Source organism: Acidovorax sp. GW835-FHT14G06 (assembly GCF_058793595.1).
The window spans coordinates 43,902-62,018 of the sequence record NZ_JBXAGA010000017.1; the positions used below are offsets into that span (position 1 = coordinate 43,902).

The following is an 18,117-nucleotide window of genomic DNA, read 5'->3' on the forward strand; positions in this document are numbered from 1 at the left end:
AAAGGTCAAGCGCATGTCGGAGCCAAACAACGGGCGCACAGCGCTCTTCGCCGGAGGGCTGGCGGCCATCCTTGCCTCGACTTGCTGCCTCGGACCGCTGGTCCTGATCACCCTGGGATTCAGCGGGGCATGGATTGGCAACCTGACCGCGCTGGAGCCCTACCGCCCGATCTTCATCGGGGTCGCGCTGGTGGCGCTGTTCTTCGCCTGGCGGCGCATTTACCGCCCGGTGCAAGCCTGTAAACCGGGGGAGATCTGCGCGATTCCCCAGGTGCGAGCTGCCTACAAGCTTATTTTCTGGAGCGTGGCCGCACTGATTGTGGTCGCGCTCGGGTTCCCCTATGTCATGCCATTTTTCTATTGATCACAGGAGTTCTTCATGAAACAACTACTTGCCTCCCTGGCGCTCACCCTGGCCGTTGTCCCCGTGTGGGCCGCCACCCAGACCGTCATGCTGGCCATTCCCGGCATGACCTGCTCCACCTGCCCGATCATCGTCAAAAAAGCGCTTTCCAAGATCGAAGGCGTTAGCGAAGTTGAGGTGACCTTTGAGACGCGCGACGCAGCTGTCACCTTCGATGACGCAAAGACCAGCGTGCAGAAGCTGACCAAGGCAACCGCAGAGGTGGGGTTTCCATCCAGTGTCAAGCGGTGAAGCATTGACAACTGCACTGCAGCGCATGTGATGCCGTTACCTGGCGCGCACAAGCAAAAAGGATCTGTCGCATGACCCATCTGACAATCACCGGCATGACCTGCGGTTCGTGTGCGGCACACGTCAAAAAAGCCTTGGAAGACGTGCCCGGCGTACAGTCGGCATTTGTCTCCCACCCCGAAGGCACTGCCCAACTTGTCACCCTGCCGGGCACATTGCCCGATGCTCTGACTGCCGCTGTGGCCAGACTGGGCTACAAAGCAATGCTCGCCGATGTCCCCCCCAAACACAACCACGCTGGATCGCTCGATCAGCTGCGTCAGTGGACAGGGGGCGCTGACAAGCGCCGTGGCAACGAGCGTCCGCTGCAAATAGCCGTGATCGGAAGTGGTGGAGCCGCTATGGCGGCAGCACTGAAGGCCGTCGAGCAAGGCGCGCACGTCACGCTGGTGGAGCGAGGCACCATCGGCGGAACTTGTGTGAACATTGGCTGTGTGCCGTCCAAAATCATGATCCGCGCCGCGCATATCGCGCATCTGCGCCGAGAAAGCCCGTTCGATGGGGGCATGTCACCCACACCGCCGACGATCCTGCGCGAGCGGTTGCTAGCGCAGCAGCAGGCACGTGTCGAAGAACTCCGCCATGCCAAGTACGAAGGCATCCTGGACGGCAACCCAGGCATCACGGTGTTGCACGGTGAAGCGCGTTTCAAGGACGATCGGAGCCTTGTCGTCCGTTTGAGCGAGGGGGACGAGCAGATCGTGGTGTTCGACCGCTGTTTGGTCGCGACAGGAGCCAGCCCGGCCCTACCGCCGATTCCGGGTTTGAAAGAGTCACCCTACTGGACTTCGACGGAGGCGCTCGCCAGTGCCACCGTTCCCGAACGGCTGGCTGTGATTGGCTCGTCGGTGGTGGCGCTGGAGCTGGCCCAGGCTTTTGCCCGGCTAGGCAGCAAAGTAGTGATTCTGGCGCGCAGCACCTTGTTTTTCCGGGAGGACCCGGCCATCGGAGAGGCCATGACTGCTGCTTTTCGTGCCGAAGGCATCGAGGTGCTGGAGCACAGGGAAGCCAGCCAGGTCGCGCATGTTGACGGTGAATTTGTGCTGACGACGGGGCACGGAGATATCCGCGCTGACAGGCTGCTGGTCGCAACGGGGCGGACACCGAACACGCACAGCCTCGCGCTGGACGCGGCGGGGGTCACAGTCAATGCGCAGGGGGGCATCGTCGTTGACAAGGGCATGCGCACCAGTGGCCGGAACATTTACGCGGCAGGCGATTGCACCGACCAGCCTCAATTCGTCTATGTGGCCGCAACCGCAGGCACGCGCGCGGCCATCAACATGACCGGTGGGGAAGCGGCACTCGACCTGACCGCGATGCCCGCCGTGGTGTTCACCGATCCACAAGTAGCAACCGTGGGCTACACCGAAGCAGGAGCGCGCAATGGCGGCATTGAGACCGACAGCCGGCTGTTGACGCTGGACAACGTGCCACGTGCGCTCGCCAACTTCGACACGCGTGGTTTTATCAAGCTGGTGACCGATACCACCGGGCACTTGATTGGCGTGCAGGCGGTCGCGCCGGAAGCTGGCGAACTGATCCAGACGGCGGCCCTGGCAATTCGGCACCGCATGACAGTGCAGGAGCTGGCCGACCAGTTGTTCCCCTATTTGACGATGGTCGAGGGACTCAAGCTCGCGGCGCAGACCTTCAGCAAGGACGTCAAGCAGCTTTCTTGCTGTGCAGGATGAGAAGCGGGCGAGATGATGAGAGTGCCCGCACAGTAGCTCAAATCGCTATTGATTGGCGCCGACTTGCCAAGCAACAGCCAACGCCGAGCGAACTTGGTGCAGGGACACTTTTCTGAGTGAAATTTCTCAGCATCCGAAACGCTTCACGGCGCGCCCAAAGCGGCGCCTGCCAGCATTACAGAAATATCATCGACCCATCATCTTCTGGTGTGTTGCTGTATTCCAAACTTCCCCTCGTCACGACGCGCACCGAGCCCATCGGACCGCGTGGGGCCGTCAGCCTGGCTGACGTTTCAATGACTCATGATGAGGGTTAAGACCATGTTCAAAAAGATCTTTGCACCCGCCGTTGTCGCGGCGCTGTCGATGGCTTGTGCAGTTGCTTTCGCAGCTTCCGCTGGCAACGAGGCACGCGACCAGGCATCGCCGGTCAAGATGCAGGTCGGGGAAGAAACGGCACGCTACTGGAGTCATCCGAGGCTGGGAATGGTCAAGGTGGACGCCGCTGGCCGCATGCTCACGGGTGACTCTGCCAAGGATGATGCTGCGCGATCTGCAGCTCCTTCCGGCAATCCCTCGACCCGCACACGTTGACGCACCCCGGCGAGGCGGTGCAACACCCGTAGCGTCCAGGGAAGGCGGCAAGGGAGCATTGCTGCGATCAAAGTTGAACGCCTGGACATACCGCCATTCATGTGACGCAAGTCAAGGATTGATGATGATCATGCTTGACATTGCCACCATGTAAACCCTTATCGTTCCCCCAAGGTCCATCACCATCTCGATGACCACTTCTTGGAGATCGCCATGAACCACGACCACACCACAGGGCATTCAGAAGCTGCCAACGCCAGCGGAGGCAGCCGCAAATTGATCGGCGCGGTGATCATGCTTGCGCTCATCGGGGCATTCTTCTTGCTCAGGGAGCATTGGTCGCACATCGCGGGCTACTGGCCGTATCTGCTCTTGCTGGCTTGCCCGTTGATGCACCTCTTCCATGGGCACGGGGGGCACGGCTCTCACGAAGGCGATTCGAGCAAAAAGTAATCTTGCAGGCACACAACACATTTGCAGGGAGGCCATTCATGTCCAACGCGGAACCGCACGATCACACCCACCATGGCCATCAGCATCATGAGGGGGTCCACGGGGATACACCGCCGCCCATGACGAAACTGAAAGATCCAGTCTGCGGTATGGACGTGACGGAACAATCGCATCACTCGGCGGAGCATGAGGGGCGGCACTACTACTTCTGTAGCGCCAAGTGCCAAACGAAGTTTGTTGAGGACCCGGACAAGTACGCTGTCACGCCTCCCGGTACCGACAAGGTTGCGCGAGAGCCAGAAGCCACTCAGCCCGGCACCATCTACACCTGCCCCATGCACCCTGAGGTGCAGCAGGACCACCCCGGGAACTGCCCCAAATGCGGCATGACGCTGGAGCCCATGCTCCCCACGCTGGATGAGGGAGAAAACGCCGAACTCGTGGATTTCCGGCATCGCTTCTGGTGGACGTTGCCACTGACCGTGGTGGTCACTGTTCTGGCCATGGTGGGGCACAGGCTGCAGTGGTTCGAAATGGCCACCCAGAGCTGGATTGAGCTGGTGCTGACGGTACCCATCGTGCTGTGGGCTGGCTGGCCCTTCTTTGTGCGTGGTGCCCAGTCCATCGCGAACCGCAGTCCCAACATGTGGACCTTGATCGGCCTGGGCACGGGCGCCGCATTTGTCTACAGCGTGGTTGCCACCGTGGCGCCTGGGGTATTTCCAGCCTCGTTCCAGGCCATGGGCCGCGTGGCGGTGTACTTCGAAGCCGCAGCTGTCATCATCTCGCTCACGCTGCTGGGCCAGATGCTGGAGCTGAAGGCACGCTCGCAGACCTCGGCCGCCATCAAATCGCTGCTGGGCCTGGCCCCCAAGACCGCACGGCGTATCGACGCCAACGGTCAGGAGAGTGATGTTCCCTTGTCCCATGTCCATGTGGGAGACCTCTTGCGCGTACGTCCCGGTGAGAAGGTGCCGGTGGATGGCGTGGTGGTCGAGGGGAGCAGCGCGGTGGACGAAGCCATGCTCACTGGCGAGCCGGTGCCCATCGTCAAGGGGCCTGGCGATGCCGTCATCGGTGCCACGCTCAATACCAACGGGGCACTGGTGATCCGGTCCGAGCGGGTGGGCTCCGCCACCATGCTGTCCCAGATCGTTCAGATGGTTGCGCAGGCACAGCGCTCACGGGCTCCCATGCAGCGCATGGCGGACCAGGTGGCGGGCTATTTCGTGATGGCCGTGGTGGGTATCGCGTTGCTCACACTGTTCGCGTGGGGCCTGTTCGGTCCGGAGCCACGCTGGGTCTACGGCCTGGTCAATGCTGTGGCCGTGCTGATCATTGCGTGTCCCTGTGCACTGGGTTTGGCAACCCCCATGTCGATCATGGTGGCCACGGGCCGGGGCGCGACCAGCGGCGTGCTGTTCCGGGACGCCGCTGCCATCGAAAACCTGCGCAAAGTGGACACGCTGATCGTGGACAAGACTGGCACGCTCACAGAGGGCAAGCCTTCCTTCGAGCGGGTTGTTGCCATGCCCGGTCTGTCCGAGGATGAGGTTCTGCGCCTGGCAGCCAGTCTGGATCAAGGCAGCGAGCATCCGCTGGCCGATGCCATTGTCCAAGCGGCCCGCGCCAAGGGGCTGGCCCTGGACAAGCCCGAGGACTTTGAGTCCGGGTCTGGCATCGGGGTGCGCGGACAGGTCGCTGGACGCCAGCTCGCCCTGGGCAACACAGTCCTCATGGAGCAGGTCGGGGTTTCTGCGAACCCGCTGCTTGCGCAGGCAGAGGCCTTGCGCGCCACAGGCGCCAGCGTGATGTACCTGGCGGCCGATGGCCAGCTTCAAGGCCTGCTTGCGGTCTCGGATGCCATCAAGGCCAGCACGCCGGAAGCGCTGGCGACCTTGCATGCGGCGGGGCTGCGCATTGTCATGGCCACGGGCGACGGCATGACCACCGCCAAGGCGGTGGGGGCAAAGCTGGGGATTGATGAGGTTCATGGCGAGGTCAAGCCTGCGGACAAGCTGGCCTTGGTGTCCCGGCTGCAGGCCGAAGGCCGTGTTGTTGCCATGGCGGGTGACGGGATCAATGACGCGCCCGCCCTTGCCAAGGCAGACGTGGGGATCGCGATGGGTACTGGCACCGATGTGGCGATGAACAGCGCACAGGTCACCTTGGTCAAGGGCGATCTGCGAGGGATTTCCACGGCGCGGGAACTGTCGGAGGCAACGGTGGGCAACATGAAGCAGAACCTGATGTTTGCCTTCCTCTATAACGCGCTGGGCATCCCTCTTGCCGCAGGGCTGCTGTACCCCTTCACCGGATGGCTGCTATCGCCCATGATCGCAGCGCTGGCGATGAGTCTGAGCTCGGCGTCTGTCATTGCCAACGCCCTGCGGCTTCGCAAGGGCTGAGGAAGGCCGGTCTGCACGGATTTGATCTAGGTTAAGTCCGTGGCCACCGCTGGGGATACCATTCGCACCATGATCTTCGCCAGAAGCACCGTATCGCGCCAAGGACGCTGGATAGCCAGCGTTCTGGTCGCGGCATTGCTTCTGATGCAGTTCGCGTTGGCCGCCTATGCCTGTCCAAAGCTGGACTCCGCAGCCCATGCAACGTTGATGCAAAAAGCGGGCATGGCCATGGAAGATGCCGTCGGCATGCCCTCCATGCCCGATTGCCACGCGATGGCGGGTACCATGGATGAGCAAGATCCTCAGCTGTGTCGAGCCCATTGTGATGGCGAAAGTTTGTCCTCCCCCTCGCTCCAAGGTCTCGATCTGCAGGCGCTCGCGGCGCACGCCATCTGGGTCGCCTATGTGCTGCCTGTGATCCTGGACTCCGAGCGCCACATTGACCCTCGGGCTGTCTACGCGGAGCTGGACAGTCGAGCGGGCGCTCCCCCCATCTATCTAACCCATCAGGTCTTTCGGAATTGATCGTGCACGCCTTGCGCGCTGCCTTGCAGCGTTTGCGCAAGTCTGACTTCGTGCCCCTTCATTTCGAGGACCACCATGCCCATCATCTCCTTCGGCGCTCCCTGCGAGCGCCTGTCTGCGCACCAGCGCATTCACTCCATCTCGCAGCGCATACAGGTGCGCAACCTCCGCCAACTGCGCCTGGGCGCTCTCGGGGTCCTGTTGACCAGCATCGGCTTGGCTGGCAACCAGGCCCACGCCCTGGGCTTTGCAGAGGCCTTGGATCTGGCGGAGCAGCACAGCCCTCGCATCACGGCCCAGCGGCTGCAGATTGACGCAGCCACCAGCACCCGGCAGGCGGCGGGAACGCTGCCGGATCCCAAGCTCTCGGTCGGTATCGAGAACTTTCCCATCAGCGGCATGGACCGCTTCAGCCTCACGCGTGAGTCCATGACCATGCAGCGCCTGGCGCTGATGCAGGAGGTGCCCAACCGGGCCAAGCGCGATGCCCAGATCGCCGGTGCCGAGGCCAAGGTGGAACGCGAACGCGCCACCCTGGCGGTCCAGCGCCTGCAGATCCGCCAGGAACTGAGTCAAGCGTGGATCCTGGCCCAGGCTATCGAGCAACGTGACCAGGTACTCACCGGTCTACTGAGTGAGAACCAGCGCCTGCAGGACAGCCTGCCCGCCCGCATCGCCGGAGGCACGGCCCAGGCCGCAGACCTGCTGATGGCCAGGCAGGAGGCGCTTGCGCTGTCGGATCGCAGGGACGATCTGCAGCGGGACCGATCCAAGGCCAGGGCGATGTTGCGGCGCTGGGTTGGCGCTCGCGCCGACGAGGCGCTACAGGGAACTCCTGGGCCGCTGAGCCGCCCCTTGGATCAACTGCGGTCTGAGGTACACCGCCACGCGGAACTTGCGCAGTACCCCGCCATGCAGGCCATGGCCTTGGCGGAAACGCGCGAAGCCCAAGCAGAAACCAAGGGTGATTGGTCCTGGGAAGTCGCCTACAGCCGCCGCGACCGACGCTGGGGCGACATGGTGTCCTTCCAGGTGACCTTTGACCTTCCCTGGCAACAGGAGCGGCGCCAGGGACCCCAGATCAAGGCCAAGCAGCTGGAGCTGCAGCGCCTGGACGCCGAGCAGGAAGACGTGACCCGCAGGCACCTGCAGGAGCTGGAGGACAGCGCCTCAGAGCTGGCGGCACTGAACAGTCAGATCGAGCGGCTGCAATCGGCGGGCATGGGCTTGGCACAGGGGCGTGCCGAACTCGCGTTGGCCAATTACCAGTCTGCCAAAGGCGACTTGAGCGCCGTGCTGGCGGCCAGGGCCCAAGTGCGGGAGACGCACTGGCGGCTCATTGATCTGCAGGCGCAGCGGGACACCGTGATTGCCCGTCTGAACAGCCTGATCGCGGACTGAAGGGAGAACCACATGACCAATACCGTTTTCAAGAAGACCACTGTGGCCGTGGCACTGGTGGCTGCTGGCATTGCCCTCGGTTGGGGCGTCTCCCAATGGCGCATTGCGAGCAGTCATCCATCTGGCGCTACCCCTCCATCGGCAGAAGCGGCGAAGGCCGACCGCAAGGTGCTGTACTGGTACGACCCCATGGTGCCAACGCAGAAGTTCGACAAGCCAGGCAAGTCGCCCTACATGGACATGGCGCTGGTTCCCAAGTACGCCGATGAGGACGCACAACAAAGCACCGGTTTGAATGTCTCGGCACAAGCGGTGCAAGCCCTCGGCCTGCGCACCGCCACGGTGGAGCAGCGCGACATTGGATCCGATGTGGACGTGCTGGGCACGGTCCAGCTCAATGACCGGGATGTGAGTATCGTCCAGGCGCGTTCTGCAGGATTTGTGGAGCGTGTCTATGCCCGGGCCCCGGGTGACGTGGTGGCCGCAGGCGCGCCATTGGCCGATTTACTGCTGCCTGAGTGGGTGGCTGCGCAGCGCGAGTTCCTCGCTGTCCGGGCGCTCAAGGAAGAGTCGCTGACGGCCGCTTCGCGTCATCGGTTGTCACTGCTGGGCATGCCTGCCTCGCTCGTGGCCCAGGTGGAGCGCACGGGCGAACCTCAGGGCCGCTACACGGTGACCTTCCCACAAGCAGGGATGGTGGCCGAACTGATGGTGCGCCAGGGCATGACGGTCTCTGCGGGTGCCAGTCTCGTACGCGTAAACGGTCTGGCCAGCGTCTGGATCGAAGCGGCCGTTCCCGAAGCGCAAAGCGGTCCCTTGCAACTGGGGCAGGACGCCCAGGTGCGCCTGGCCGCGTTTCCGGGCGAAACCCTCAAAGCCCGTGTCGTGAGCATCCTCCCGGAGGCCAACCGGGACACCCGCACGGTGCGCGTGCGCCTGGAGCTTCCCAACCCCACCCAGCGGCTGAAGGCGGGCATGTCCGGGCAGATTGTCCTGGCGGGACGCACCCAACCGGCGTTGCTGGTGCCCAGCGAAGCGGTGATCCGCACCGGCAAGCGGGCGCTGGTCTACGTGGTGGATGGCCCCGGGAAGTACCACCCCGTCCAGGTGCAACTCGGCGCGGAAATCGATGACCGCCTCGTCGTTCAAGGCGGGCTGACCGCAGGGCAACAGGTGGTCGCCTCGGCACAGTTCCTGATCGATTCGGAAGCCAGCCTGCGGGGCATCATGCCCGCACAAGCCAGCAGCGCGCAGCCTCCCAGTGAGCCGGGTGCCGTGCCCGCCGCTGCGCCAGCGCCCAAGAGCTATACCGTGCGGGGCGTGGTCGATGAGGTCACACCCACCGAGCTGACCCTGACCCATGAGGCCGTGCCTGAGCTGAAGTGGCCCGGCATGACCATGCCATTCAAGCTGGCGAGCCCAGAGCTGGCCAAGGCCCTGAAACCCGAGCAGCAGGTCAGGTTCACCTTCCAGCAGCAAGGCAAGGACTTCGTGATCACCTCCGTGGAAAGGGTCAAGCCATGATCGCGCGTCTGATCCGCTGGTCGGTGGCGAACCGATTCCTGGTTCTGCTGGCGACTGTCATGCTGACCGCCTGGGGCGTGTGGGGAGTGCGCAGCACCCCCGTGGACGCTCTCCCTGATTTGTCGGATGTCCAGGTCATCATCCGTACCTCCTATCCCGGCCAGGCGCCGCAGATCGTGGAAAACCAGGTGACGTACCCGCTGGCCACCACCATGCTGTCCGTCCCGGGCGCCAAGACAGTGCGCGGCTTCTCGTTCTTTGGCGACTCGTTTGTCTACATCCTGTTCGAGGACGGCACGGACTTGTACTGGGCGCGTTCCCGCGTGCTGGAGTACATGAACCAGGTGCAGGGACGACTACCCGCCACGGCCAAATCGTCGCTCGGCCCCGACGCCACGGGGGTCGGCTGGATCTACCAATATGCGCTGGTGGACCGCACCGGCAAGAACGATCTCGCCCAGTTGCGGGCCCTGCAGGACTGGTTTCTGAAGTTCGAACTCAAGAGCCTGCCCAATGTCGCGGAAGTGGCGTCGGTGGGCGGCATGGTCAAGCAGTACCAGGTAGTGCTTGATCCAATCAAACTCGCAGCCCAAGGGCTGACCCAGGGGCAGGTGCGCGAGGCCATCCTGGGAGCCAACCAGGAAACCGGGGGATCGGTGCTGGAGTTGTCCGGGGCCGAGTACATGGTGCGCGCCAGCGGCTACCTCAAGACGCTCGATGACTTTCGTTCCATCCCGCTGGTGTCTCGCGCCGGGATTCCGGTGCGCCTGGGCGATGTTGCAACGCTCCAGATCGGGCCAGAGATGCGGCGCGGCATCGCCGAACTCGACGGCGAGGGCGAGGTGGCCGGTGGCGTGGTGGTCCTGCGCTCGGGCAAGAATGCCCAGGAAACCATCAAAGCCGTCAAGGCCAAGCTCAGTGAGCTGCAAAGCAGCCTGCCCCAGGGCGTGGAAATCGTCACCACCTACGACCGCGGCGCACTCATTGAGCGGGCGATCCAGAACCTCACCACCAAACTCGTGGAGGAGTTCGTCGTGGTGGCTGTGGTCTGTGCCTTGTTCCTCTGGCACCTGCGCTCCGCGCTGGTCGCGATCATTTCTCTGCCTCTGGGGATCATGGCGGCGTTTCTGGTGATGCGCTACCAGGGCATCAACGCCAACATCATGTCGCTGGGCGGGATTGCGATTGCCGTGGGCGCCATGGTCGATGCGGCCGTGGTGATGATCGAGAACGCCCACAAGAAGCTGGAGGCCTGGCAGCACAAGCATCCCGACCGCCAACTGGTGGGGGAAGAGCGCTGGAAGGTGATCACTGAAGCTGCCGAGGAGGTGGGCCCCGCGCTGTTCTTCTCGCTGCTCATCATCACCTTGTCCTTCGTGCCCGTCTTCACGCTGGAAGCACAGGAAGGCCGCCTGTTCGGACCGCTGGCGTTCACCAAGACCTACGCGATGGCAGCAGCAGCGGGTCTCTCGGTCACGCTGATTCCGGTCCTGATGGGCTACTGGATCCGGGGCCGCATCCCCGATGAGCAGAAGAACCCGATCACGCGCGCGCTGATTGCCGTGTACCGGCCTTGCCTGGAATGGGTTCTGCACCGCCCCAAATCCACACTGGTCATCGCCGTGCTGGCGCTGACGACCACGATCTGGCCCCTGTCGCGGCTGGGGGGCGAGTTCCTGCCCAGGCTCGATGAAGGCGATCTGCTGTACATGCCTTCGGCGCTCCCGGGCCTGTCGGCACAGCGGGCGACGGAGCTTCTGCAACTGAGCAACCGGATGATCAAGACGGTTCCCGAGGTCGAGCGCGTCTTCGGCAAGGCTGGCCGCGCGGAGACCGCAACCGATCCGGCACCGCTGGAAATGTTCGAGACCACGGTGAAGCTCAAGCCCAGAGACCAATGGCGTCCAGGAATGACGCCCGAGGGTCTGATCGAGGAGCTGGACAAGGCCGTCAAGATTCCTGGCCTGTCCAACATCTGGATTCCACCCATCCGCAACCGGATTGACATGCTGGCCACCGGCATCAAGAGTCCCATCGGGGTCAAGGTGACCGGCAACGACCTGAAGGTGATCGACGGGATCGCTGCCCAAGTCGAGCAGGTCGCCAAGGGCATTCCGGGAGTGACTTCGTCGTTGGCAGAGCGCCTGACGGGGGGGCGCTACGTCGATGTCCGCATCGACCGCACGGCCGCAGGGCGCTACGGGCTGAACGTAAGCGAAATCCAGGCCGTGGTCTCCGGGGCCATCGGTGGAGAAAACGTCTCTGAAACGGTCGAGGGCCTGGCCCGCTTCCCAATCAACCTGCGCTATCCGCGTGAATGGAGAGACTCCCCAGAACGCCTGGCCCAGTTGCCCATCTCCACCCCCATGGGTCAGCAGATCACGCTGGGTACGGTGGCCAGCATCTCCATCACCGATGGGCCGCCCATGCTCAAGAGCGAGAACGCCCGCCCATCGGGCTGGGTGTATGTCGATGTGCGGGGGCGCGATCTGGCATCGGTGGCCAATGACCTGCGCGATGCCGTGAGCCGACAGATCAAGCTGGAGCCCGGGGTCAGCATCACGTACTCAGGCCAGTTCGAGTACCTGGAGCGGGCCAATGCCCGCCTTAAGGTAGTCGTGCCCGCCACCTTGCTGATCATCTTCGTGTTGTTGTACTTGACCTTCTCACGCATGGGGGAGGCAGGACTGATCATGGCGACACTGCCGTTCGCATTGACCGGGGGTATCTGGTTCCTGTACCTGATGAACTACAACTTGTCCATCGCAACGGGCGTTGGCTTCATTGCCCTGGCAGGGGTGGCAGCAGAGTTTGGGGTGGTCATGCTCATCTACCTCAAGCAGGCACTCGCAGAGAGATGTCCAGACGGCAAGCAGCCCACGCTGGAAGATCTGCTGGACGCGATCCGCGAAGGTGCCGTGCTGCGCGTCCGGCCCAAGGCCATGACCGTAGCCGTCATCCTGGCGGGCCTGGTACCCATCGTGTGGAGCAGCGGGACAGGCTCGGAGGTCATGAGCCGCATCGCGGCTCCCATGCTGGGCGGTATGGTGACCGCACCGCTGCTTTCTTTGTTCGTGATTCCTGCAGCCTATGTGCTGATGCGAAAGCCAAGGAGAGTGAAAACAGAGGCATCTGGAGGCTGAACGCTGCGTTGCGCAAGCTGGTGCTAGCGATAAACCAGTTGTTTCTCACTCCCAATCGCGCACGCTTGCATGCTATTTTGCGCACGGTGCAAGCGTCAGGCGTGCAAAATCTGCGGACTGACCGCCCGGAAAGAACAACAGTGGAAATTCGTAAGCGCAACAACGTGCATGTGATCGATGCAATTCGCCCGGACGTCCCCGTGCTCGTCTATGCGCACGGCTTTGGGTGTAGCCAGCATATGTGGCGACACATCACTCCGGCCTTTGAAGGTAAGTGCCACCAGGTCTTGTTCGACTACGTCGGCTGCGGCCAATCAGACTTGGCCGCCTTTGACCCCGTGAAGTACGCAAGTCTGAAAGGCTACGTGCAAGATCTGCTGGATGTATGCGACGCATTGGGCATCGAGCGCGGAGTGCATTTTGTTGGACATTCGGTCAGCGCCAGCATCGGCCTGCTGGCCTCCATCGAGCGACCTATGCTTTTTGATCGCCTGATTCTGGTCGGCCCGTCGCCTTGCTACATCAATCACGCTCCGGACTACCTTGGAGGGTTCGAGCGCCAGGATTTGGAGGGCCTATTGGACCTCATGGACCAGAACTTCATGGGCTGGTCCAGCTACCTCGCACCCATTGTGGCGGGAGCGCCGCAGGCAGACAGTCTGGGCGGAGAGCTGTCCGAGAGTTTCTGCTCAACCGATCCTACGATGGCTCGTATCTTTGCGCAGGCAACCTTCTTTGCGGATACCAGAGAGGAGCTGTCACGCGTGACCCGGCCGAGTCTGATCTTGCAGCATGGCAACGATGCGTTGGCGCCCCATTCGGTGGGGGAATACATGCACAAGAAGCTCAGGGACAGCACGCTGGAAGTGCTGGACGTGACCGGACACTGCGCCCACATGAGTCATCCGCACTTGGTGACGGCCGCCATGCAGCGATATCTCTCCTTAGCGTGAGCGAAACCGAGAGGGCGGAACATGCTGGCGGTTGATGACATCCCTTGCGCGATGATGATCACGGACCCGGTGGGGCACATCGTGCGGATGAACAGGGAGTTCCTTGTCCTGATCGGGGGCACGGAGGCGTTTTGGCTCGGCCACTCCATGGATGAACTGTTGACACCAGCTTCTCGAATTTTCAGCCAGACCCACCTGTTTCCCACGCTGCATCACGCCAAGAGTGCGCGCGAAGTATTCCTCCACCTGCGCGGTGTTGGCGGCGAGACTGTTCCTGTCATGGTCAATGCGGTCAGCAAGCGCCTGGAGACGGGCGACCACATCGTATGGGCCTTTTTTGTGGCCCGCGAACGCAGCCGTTTCGAAGGCGAGTTGATCAAGGCCCGTGCAGAGGCCCAGGGTCTTGCCCAGCGCTTGGCCGCCAGCAATGAACAGGTTGAATTGCAGAATCGCCAGCTTTCGGAACTGAGTCTCTCTGATCCGCTTACAGGTCTTAAAAACCGCCGTGCGCTGGAATTGACCGTGCAAGAGTGGCAACGGACGGCCTCTCGACAGAGTTCCGTGTCGTTGTTGATGGTGGACGTGGACTACTTCAAACGGATCAACGATGCGCATGGCCATCCCGAGGGCGACCGGGTGCTGGTGAACTTTGCTCGCCAGTTACAGGCAGGCGCCCGTGGTTCGGACCTGGTGGCGCGATACGGCGGGGAAGAATTCGTCCTCTGGTTACCTGATGCGGACGCAGAAGCCGCTGCCCGAATCGCGGAGCGGGTGCACAAATGCGCCAGACGGGTTCGCTCATTGGCGGGGCCAGTAACGGTCAGTGTCGGGCTGGCATGTGCAGTACACCAAACCGGAGCGGATTTCCTCGCCCGGCTGCTAAAACGCTCTGATGAAGCTGTTTACAGGGCAAAGGCGCTCGGGCGCAACTGCACAGTGGTTAGTGACTGAGTCACCCAGCCTCGCGCAGCTCACCAGCGTTTGGAATAGTGATAGCTTCCCCCGCAAAGAACGTTCGCGGTGAGACTACTTGGATGGCATGGCTGCTTGGCGGTCCACCATCATTTGCATCATCTGCTCCATCATGGCCATACGGCGCTCCATTTGAGCGTGCATGCCCATCATGCCTCCCATACCCGAGTTTCCGGAGGCTGCAGGCATGGCAGGTTTGGTCTGCGCCCCTTGCTGCATCATTCCCATCCCCATGCCACCAGAACTACCCGCGCCCATCGTGGCCATGCCTGACTGCATGAGCTTCATGTGCTCCTCCATCAGCGCTGAGCGTTCGGCGGGAGTCTTGGCCGCCTGCATTTTTTTGTGCATTTCCTGCATCGCCTTCATCTGACGATCAAAGGCGTCCGGTGCAGACGCGGCAGTGGCTGCCGGGGCAGACTGGGTTGTGACGCCGCCGCTCTGTGCATCTCCGGGGTGGTGGCCTGCGTGTTCGTCCTCAGGTTTTGGCGATTGCGCGACGGCACAGCCTGCCACGAATAGGGTTGTCAACAGCCCAGCGACGATGTTCAGACGCATGATGGTCTCCTTGGTAGTTCAACTGCAGCATGACGACGTCTGCCTTGCACCGTCTTGATCCACGTCAACAGGGGCTACGGGCCGAGACGCACAGCAGCAGCCACCGGTTGTTCGGCGAGATGCAGGACTCACCGCCGCGTCTGCTTTATATCCAGCACGCTCAATCGCTGAGCGGACAAGCTCCACGGTGCTTTCTCCGGCTTGCGCCGGGATGCGTACCTGACGTGTAGCTACGTCGATTTCTACTTCGACGCCCCCAGGCAGTTGGGCCTGAGCTATTGCACGACCAATGCGCTGGGCGCAAGTGCCGCACGTCATATCAGGAACATTGATATGGACCATGTGAGCCTCCTTTGGTTGATTCACGTTTTGACTATGAACCTTGCCACGGTGGGAAGGTCAAGGCCTCACGGAATTCAATCGGCATATAAGCTCGGAAAGCAGCAAACGAGCCCATTGCTGGTGGTGTCTCTACGAGTTAGAACGCTCGCGCCTTGGGTGAACGACCGTCGAAAATCTCCATCTCAGCCGAGGGGAAGGACACCTTTGGCGCCTTGCGCATTCCCGCCGCGTGCCTAGCGCGCAGGCGCCACCATAGCGGTGGCAATTGCCAAATGCTGGGCTGGCCCTGTACCTGCCTGAGAGAGAAAGCCCTCGGCGAACGAGAAGTTTTTAGCAGATCGAACCACATGCGCTTGGAATGCAAGCGACTCGTTGACAAGTGCAAGGGACAAAAATTTGACCGACAACTCCAGAGTGACGACGACCTTGGAATCGTAGTGACCCAAACCGGCAAGCACGAAGGCTGCATCAAAACCTGCGGCGATAACACCGCCATTGATTGCGGAGGTTCCTCCACCTCCCTGAAGGCCAGATTCGATTTTGGTGAAATTGATGATCGCCAAGCCTGGCTCTTTGAACGCCCCCCTAAACCCAAACCAAGCAATTTCTTTCCTGGCGTTGAATTGAGCCAATTGCTCTTCGCGCTGAGTGGAGACTAGGCGAAACGGGATGGTCGGACTATGCATGGGAAAGCAATGGTGCGTTTACCGTCCAAATGTACATTGAGGGCTCGTCCAAATGTACATTCAGGATGCGTCCAACCTTGCATCCAAGACACTTGCGGCAGGGGATTTCTCGAATGAAGGTTCGATAGTTAGGGCAACGCTGATTAAGGTCCACCGTTGATGGGGGTCAAACGTTATCCGCAGATGAAGCAGCAGACCCTGGCAATGGCCGCAGATCAAGACAACGGATTCGAGCATTCGCGCAAACCCACCCGACGCGAAGATTTCTTGCGGACCATGCAGACAATAGTGCCATGGGCCGCTCTGTGTCAGGTGATAGAGCCGCACTACCCCAAGGCAGGCAATGGCCGCCCGCCCATTGGCCTGGAGCGGATGCTGCGCATCCATTTCCTGCAACACTGGTTCAACCTGGCCGATCTGGCGTGCGAGCAGGCCCTGTATGACAGCGCCAGTCTGCGCCGCTTTGTGGGCATTGACCTGGGTCGCGAACGCGTGCCCGATGCCACCACGCTGCTGAAGTTGCGCAAACTGCTCCATGAGCACAAACTGGGCGAAGCCTTGTTCGCCAAGGTAGGCCAGCAATTGCAGGAGCGGGGCTTCAAGGTCAATACCGGAACCATCGTGGATGCCACCATCATCGCAGCGCCCAGTTCTACCAAGAACGCCGACAAGGCGCGTGACCCCGACATGCATCAGACTCGCAAAGGCCAGCAATGGTATTTCGGCATGAAGCTGCACATTGGCGTGGACAGTCAAAGCGGGCTGGCGCACAGCGCTGTGGTGACGGCGGCCAACGTGCACGACAAACATCCGCTGCCCGATCTGCTGCATGGCAACGAACAGCGCGTGTACGGCGACTCGGCCTACGCCGGCCAGAAAACACTGATAGCGAGCAAAGCCCCCAGGGCCAAGGACTTCACCAACCAGCGCACCCGCCGTGCGGGCGAGGTGGACGAAGTTCAGCGGGCCAAGAACCGCAACAAGTCACGGGTGCGCGCTCGGGTCGAGCATGTCTTTGCGGTGGTAAAGCGCCTGTGGGGATTCACCAAGGTGCGCTATCGCGGGCTGCAAAAGAACGCCACGCGTGCGTTCACGGCCTTGGCGCTGGCCAACATCTACCTTGCCCGAGGGCGCCTGCAGGGACATGTGCCCGTAAGGGTCCGAAGGGGGCTCAAAGGCTCCCGAAACAGGCCCTGTGGGGCAAAGCACAGTATCTTTGCGGGCCATTTGGCATTCAAATGGCTTTGCGATGGATATGACGTTACTTGTTCAGCATTGCCTTAAGCTGGCTTGAAAGCGCAAGCCATGTGAGGAGCTAATAGATTGGTGTTCTCTATCTCCATCCAAAAATATGGCCCACTACTCCGAACGACCGATGAGAGATCGTCAGCGGACTTCCATAGCGGCAGGACGAGCGACGGCAACCGCTGCAAAACAGATCTCCAGCGTGCGAGCGCCGCCACTCTCAGGCCCGCGCCACCGGCACATCCTCCCACCGCGTCGTGTACTGCGGCGTTCGCCTCTCCTGCTTCATCCCCCAGCCCTTGCCCTTGTTGGTGCCCCCCGTGGCACCTGAATGCACGGTGCCCTTGCCATAGCGCTGGTTGAGCGCATCCAAAGCCACCATCAGCTGGGTGCGGTCCCGGTGGTCTTCATCCTCCAGATCCAGCTCTCCCTGCAGCGCATTGCCCGGCACCAGGTCCAGCAGCATCACCCCTGCCTTGGCCATCTTGTACCCAGGCTCGTACATGCGGCGCATGCCAGCTACAGCCGCCCACACCAGCTTTCCCGTGTCAGCCGTAGGCCGGCGCAGTGGCACCACGATGCTGCGGTTGAATCGGGGTCCGGGTCGGAAAGGTGAGGTGTGGCAGAACACCAGCAGCTGGCTTGCCAGGCTCCCTTGCTTGCGCAACTTCTCGGCCGCACGGCTGGCGAACTCGCTCACGGCCTCCACCAGCGGCGGCAGCTCGGTCACCGCCTGGCCGAATGATCGGGTGCAGGCAATCTCTCTTTTGGGCTCAGGCGCGTCATCCAGATCTATGCACTGCATGCCCTGCAGCTCACGCACCGTGCGCTCCAGCACCACGCTCCAGCGCCTGCGCACCATGGCTGGGTCCAGCCGGGCCAGGTCCAGGACCGTATGCACCCC

16 protein-coding genes and 1 pseudogene are annotated in these 18,117 nt (G+C 62.0%); 13 read left to right on the top strand and 4 right to left on the bottom strand.

Annotation, left to right across the window (positions count from 1 at the left end; translation table 11 throughout):
* The first annotated feature begins 13 nt into the window (after nucleotides 1-13).
* The 12 genes from merT to AC1Q64_RS22870 all read left to right on the top strand — a co-directional run bounded on the left by merT (nucleotide 14) and on the right by AC1Q64_RS22870 (nucleotide 14,361).
* Nucleotides 14-364 (top strand): mercuric ion transporter MerT, encoded by a 351-nt coding sequence (merT, locus tag AC1Q64_RS22815; RefSeq protein ID WP_108625377.1) that lies wholly within the window; start codon nucleotides 14-16, stop codon nucleotides 362-364.
* Nucleotides 365-379: 15 nt separating this feature from the next.
* Entirely contained in the window at nucleotides 380-655 is a 276-nt protein-coding gene (gene merP / locus AC1Q64_RS22820) for a mercury resistance system periplasmic binding protein MerP (protein WP_008905582.1), read from the top strand.
* Nucleotides 656-726: 71 nt separating this feature from the next.
* A complete protein-coding gene (gene merA / locus AC1Q64_RS22825) occupies nucleotides 727-2,409 on the top strand; it encodes a mercury(II) reductase (protein ID WP_492252917.1) in 1,683 nt (560 codons plus the stop codon).
* Nucleotides 2,410-2,730: 321 nt separating this feature from the next.
* Complete coding sequence (locus tag AC1Q64_RS22830; protein ID WP_015012929.1) at nucleotides 2,731-3,003, top strand: hypothetical protein; 273 nt, start codon at nucleotides 2,731-2,733, stop codon at nucleotides 3,001-3,003.
* 213 nt (nucleotides 3,004-3,216) lie between these two features.
* On the top strand, nucleotides 3,217-3,456 hold the full coding sequence (locus tag AC1Q64_RS22835) for a DUF2933 domain-containing protein (RefSeq protein ID WP_015012930.1): 240 nt from the start codon (nucleotides 3,217-3,219) through the stop codon (nucleotides 3,454-3,456).
* 119 nt (nucleotides 3,457-3,575) lie between these two features.
* Nucleotides 3,576-5,864 carry a heavy metal translocating P-type ATPase gene (locus AC1Q64_RS22840; protein WP_343736091.1) on the top strand — a complete coding sequence of 763 codons (2,289 nt, stop codon included), beginning with the start codon at nucleotides 3,576-3,578 and terminating at the stop codon, nucleotides 5,862-5,864.
* Nucleotides 5,865-5,933: 69 nt separating this feature from the next.
* Nucleotides 5,934-6,389, top strand: coding sequence for a hypothetical protein (locus tag AC1Q64_RS22845; protein ID WP_343736092.1), 456 nt, complete (start codon nucleotides 5,934-5,936; stop codon nucleotides 6,387-6,389).
* Between the two features lie 75 nt (nucleotides 6,390-6,464).
* On the top strand, nucleotides 6,465-7,790 hold the full coding sequence (locus AC1Q64_RS22850; protein ID WP_492252918.1) for a TolC family protein: 1,326 nt from the start codon (nucleotides 6,465-6,467) through the stop codon (nucleotides 7,788-7,790).
* A gap of 12 nt (nucleotides 7,791-7,802) precedes the next feature.
* On the top strand, nucleotides 7,803-9,314 hold the full coding sequence (locus AC1Q64_RS22855) for an efflux RND transporter periplasmic adaptor subunit (protein ID WP_492252919.1): 1,512 nt from the start codon (nucleotides 7,803-7,805) through the stop codon (nucleotides 9,312-9,314).
* Nucleotides 9,311-12,457, top strand: coding sequence for an efflux RND transporter permease subunit (locus AC1Q64_RS22860; protein WP_492252920.1), 3,147 nt, complete (start codon nucleotides 9,311-9,313; stop codon nucleotides 12,455-12,457). Before AC1Q64_RS22855 ends, AC1Q64_RS22860 begins: the two co-directional genes overlap by 4 nt.
* A gap of 8 nt (nucleotides 12,458-12,465) precedes the next feature.
* Nucleotides 12,466-13,410, top strand: a complete 945-nt coding sequence (locus AC1Q64_RS22865) for an alpha/beta fold hydrolase (RefSeq protein WP_231940667.1) — start codon at nucleotides 12,466-12,468, stop codon at nucleotides 13,408-13,410.
* A gap of 21 nt (nucleotides 13,411-13,431) precedes the next feature.
* Entirely contained in the window at nucleotides 13,432-14,361 is a 930-nt protein-coding gene (locus AC1Q64_RS22870; RefSeq protein ID WP_056419579.1) for a sensor domain-containing diguanylate cyclase, read from the top strand.
* 75 nt (nucleotides 14,362-14,436) lie between these two features.
* Here the strand turns inward: AC1Q64_RS22870 and AC1Q64_RS22875 are convergent, their stop codons facing one another.
* From AC1Q64_RS22875 to AC1Q64_RS22885, 3 genes are all read right to left on the bottom strand, one after another.
* On the bottom strand, nucleotides 14,437-14,940 hold the full coding sequence (locus AC1Q64_RS22875; RefSeq protein WP_015012969.1) for a hypothetical protein: 504 nt from the start codon (nucleotides 14,938-14,940) through the stop codon (nucleotides 14,437-14,439).
* Nucleotides 14,941-14,958: 18 nt separating this feature from the next.
* The gene (locus AC1Q64_RS22880) at nucleotides 14,959-15,282 is read right to left on the bottom strand and encodes a heavy-metal-associated domain-containing protein (protein ID WP_082493245.1); all 324 of its coding nucleotides are present in this window, start codon (nucleotides 15,280-15,282) and stop codon (nucleotides 14,959-14,961) included.
* A gap of 233 nt (nucleotides 15,283-15,515) precedes the next feature.
* Nucleotides 15,516-15,968 carry a PaaI family thioesterase gene (locus tag AC1Q64_RS22885; RefSeq protein ID WP_056419573.1) on the bottom strand — a complete coding sequence of 151 codons (453 nt, stop codon included), beginning with the start codon at nucleotides 15,966-15,968 and terminating at the stop codon, nucleotides 15,516-15,518.
* A 183-nt stretch (nucleotides 15,969-16,151) separates the two neighbouring features.
* Between AC1Q64_RS22885 and AC1Q64_RS22890 the strand changes: the two are divergent.
* Nucleotides 16,152-17,105: pseudogene (locus AC1Q64_RS22890) on the top strand (IS5 family transposase); the annotation flags it as partial.
* Nucleotides 17,106-17,433: 328 nt separating this feature from the next.
* Here the strand turns inward: AC1Q64_RS22890 and AC1Q64_RS22895 are convergent.
* The coding region (locus AC1Q64_RS22895; RefSeq protein WP_492252921.1) for a DUF4113 domain-containing protein at nucleotides 17,434-18,117 on the bottom strand (684 nt) is incomplete at its 5' end.

Bases quoted from the DNA above. Each gene is read 5' to 3' on its own strand.
- AC1Q64_RS22875 (WP_015012969.1), bottom strand. From the start codon at position 14,940: ATGCGTCTGAACATCGTCGCTGGGCTGTTGACAACCCTATTCGTGGCA.
- AC1Q64_RS22880 (WP_082493245.1), bottom strand. From the start codon at position 15,282: ATGGTCCATATCAATGTTCCTGATATGACGTGCGGCACTTGCGCCCAG.
- merA (WP_492252917.1), top strand. From the start codon at position 727: ATGACCCATCTGACAATCACCGGCATGACCTGCGGTTCGTGTGCGGCA.
- merP (WP_008905582.1), top strand. From the start codon at position 380: ATGAAACAACTACTTGCCTCCCTGGCGCTCACCCTGGCCGTTGTCCCC.
- AC1Q64_RS22860 (WP_492252920.1), top strand. From the start codon at position 9,311: ATGATCGCGCGTCTGATCCGCTGGTCGGTGGCGAACCGATTCCTGGTT.
- AC1Q64_RS22850 (WP_492252918.1), top strand. From the start codon at position 6,465: ATGCCCATCATCTCCTTCGGCGCTCCCTGCGAGCGCCTGTCTGCGCAC.
- AC1Q64_RS22845 (WP_343736092.1), top strand. From the start codon at position 5,934: ATGATCTTCGCCAGAAGCACCGTATCGCGCCAAGGACGCTGGATAGCC.
- merT (WP_108625377.1), top strand. From the start codon at position 14: ATGTCGGAGCCAAACAACGGGCGCACAGCGCTCTTCGCCGGAGGGCTG.
- AC1Q64_RS22855 (WP_492252919.1), top strand. From the start codon at position 7,803: ATGACCAATACCGTTTTCAAGAAGACCACTGTGGCCGTGGCACTGGTG.
- AC1Q64_RS22870 (WP_056419579.1), top strand. From the start codon at position 13,432: ATGCTGGCGGTTGATGACATCCCTTGCGCGATGATGATCACGGACCCG.
- AC1Q64_RS22830 (WP_015012929.1), top strand. From the start codon at position 2,731: ATGTTCAAAAAGATCTTTGCACCCGCCGTTGTCGCGGCGCTGTCGATG.
- AC1Q64_RS22885 (WP_056419573.1), bottom strand. From the start codon at position 15,968: ATGCATAGTCCGACCATCCCGTTTCGCCTAGTCTCCACTCAGCGCGAA.
- AC1Q64_RS22835 (WP_015012930.1), top strand. From the start codon at position 3,217: ATGAACCACGACCACACCACAGGGCATTCAGAAGCTGCCAACGCCAGC.
- AC1Q64_RS22840 (WP_343736091.1), top strand. From the start codon at position 3,576: ATGACGAAACTGAAAGATCCAGTCTGCGGTATGGACGTGACGGAACAA.